The sequence below is a fragment of the Vibrio sp. 10N.222.48.A3 genome (assembly GCF_041475345.1).
Classification (GTDB): Bacteria; Pseudomonadota; Gammaproteobacteria; order Enterobacterales; family Vibrionaceae; genus Vibrio; species Vibrio tasmaniensis_A.
The window spans coordinates 1-2,659 of the sequence record NZ_JBFRVX010001218.1; the positions used below are offsets into that span (position 1 = coordinate 1).

The window sequence follows — 2,659 nt, forward strand, 5'->3', positions numbered from 1 at the left end:
GGACATTATCGAGCGCCCCCGCCGCGATTTCAGCTTGATTAAACGTGACTGAGGTACCAAGTGAAGTGCCCGTATTGTCATAGAATGCCCCTATCGAAGGGTCATCCAACGTCAAAGTAATGGATGTAAACGCCTCTTGCCCCCCTTCGACGCCTGATACCTGATCAGAAATAGTCGAATTGAAGTCGAGTTGAATGTAGGTGTCTTCGTAACCCACCGGATCTTGTCCAGCCTGACCGTCGTTATCAACAGGATTAAAGGCATCATCAAGCGAACCGACGACATTCACCTCAATCGTAGGGTCCGTCTCCGCATCTGGCGCGACTTTGATGACGACGTCGGTAAGTAACGTTTTCTCATCACCAGAGAGCGTATCTTTGGTCACTATGGTTAGTGGTAATCTAAAGTCACCAGAGTAGTCTGCCGGCAAGTTAAGTAGCAACCCTGAAAAATCAGTTGTAACGCCCTGTTCAACGGTTGTTTCGAATACATATTTTCCATTAACGAAATCGACTTCACTGCTTCCCGCCAAACTAATTGGGAAAGTGCCGCCTGGGTTAATGGTCACAGAGTCATCAATGATAATGGTCACTTGGTCTACCGAAGCATCTTCTCCAGAGAAAGTGATCACACCATTTAGTGCTGCACCTAAATCAAGTTGCGTGTCTTCGATAGCGTCGACAACATTATTAGCATCCATTGTAATGTTAGCTGCAACCTCACCTCCCCCAACAAGTACTTCTGGGAATGATAACGTCACTTCGCCTTCCCGAATAACGGCAGGAGATGACTCAACCTCAACACCATCACCGCGATCAACCACCGTACTAAAGATAGTCATCTTGATGTCATTGAATACGTCTGGAAGATTAGAAATAGGAGGGAAACCAAGACCATTAGGAGCACTGATACTAAACAAGTCCTCATTCGTCACAACCCAACGACCATCGCCTTCATAAGCCGCGCCAATAACGAGTAATTGATTCAATACGTCATCTGATAATGGAGTCTTATTCGGGTCATTATTCGTTAATTGAATAACCAGTTGGTCGACTTCCTCAATAGCAGATGATGCATCGGTTTCTTGATATCGAATAACAAATTCATCCGTGGCGGACGGATTGTCGCTGTTGGTTGTAAACTTGAGTACACCAGTCAAAGGATCGGCGCTCACCGTACCCAAAGAACCAGTTCCAGCCACGTCGTCGACGATAAGCTGATTATCGATGCCATCATGAGTCTCAACAACGGGTCTTACGATAACATTGATCGTACCTTTAACCGTCGCAGTCGCAATACCCTCACCTGGGTTAGAAGAGTCCACATATTCGTGATCACGCTCCTCAACGTCTACCTCTGTCGTCAATGTGAAATCAACGCTAGAGTCCGTTGGCGGAGTCATTTGAATAAAGTTATTCGCTAGTGCAATTTGGGTAAATTGTTCCGGCGTCTGATTCGCGTCTTTAGGGGTAATCGTTAACGTACCCGCACCATCATTCACAACAGTCACATCACCATTTACGGTGGGTGTGACACCCGGTGGAATACCGAAAATCTTAATTGAAGTGAAATGCTCATCTGAGTCGATATAGTCAACGCCTTCAGGATGCCAATCGATGTTGATAGCCGTATCTTCGTTCCCGTTTGTGACGTTGTTGTAGGTTGTTGAGGTATCGATGATAGGCTCAACCAACACTCGAATTTCTTGATCAAAAGAAAGTGTGTGACCGTCGTTTTCCGTTACGATCACTTTGCCTTGAATGTGGATATTCTCGGTCGAAGAGTCGACAGGTCGAATACGAATACCTGACGTTGTACCCGCCTCCGTAATATTAGCTTCGTAGATAGGTTTTGATAAATCAGGGCTACCACCCGGTCCGGTTTCGTAACCCACAAAGTTAAGATCAATAACCGTACCGTCACCATCCTCAATTATAACGCCATCAGGAATACCCGATAAGATGACCGTTATTGATTCGGAACCATCATCCGGTAATGGTGTAGTGCCAGTGTCAGGCTTTCTCTCACCCGACAATACCGTGAAGTCAAGCAGAGCAAAGCTGTCGCCGTTTTGACTCTCTTGAATCGTCGTTTGAACACCGCTTGCACTACCATCTGTAATTGCGGTCCAATCGGTACCATTCGTCCCACCATAAGGTGTGTCAGCAACTCCTTTCACTTCAACGTTAACCGTTTTAGTACCGAGTATTTCTACATCGACTTGTTGTGGGTTGGTTGACAGGTTTGCAGTGTCCTTCACTACACCTGTAACATCAAAAGTGAAATCCACATTGCTGTGTTTAGTTGGAACCACCTCAACGTTAGCCAAATCGGAATACGCTATTTCGTGGTAATTGGTACCACTGACAATAGGAACTACCGTGGTTGTACCCACAAAGTAAAGCACTGCGCCTTCTGTAATATTGCTGATACGAACAAACAGTTCTTCAGAGCCATCCGTATCGACCGACCCTGTCATGGTGATGACTTCGTCTAGCGTGAATGCATCTTTGTTATCCAAAGGCCCAAGGTAGTCGGGATTATCAATATTGTCTTCGTTGATTTGAATGCGATTTACACTGAACTTTCCAGGGTCAGCGTCAGCAGTGACATCAATAATGATGTTTTGCTCTACAGAACGAGCCTTAGTTTTATCATT

General features: G+C 45.6%; 1 pseudogene. It reads right to left on the reverse strand.

What is annotated here, in order from left to right:
* Positions 1 to 2,659, reverse strand: a pseudogene (locus AB4653_RS25155) (hypothetical protein); the annotation flags it as partial.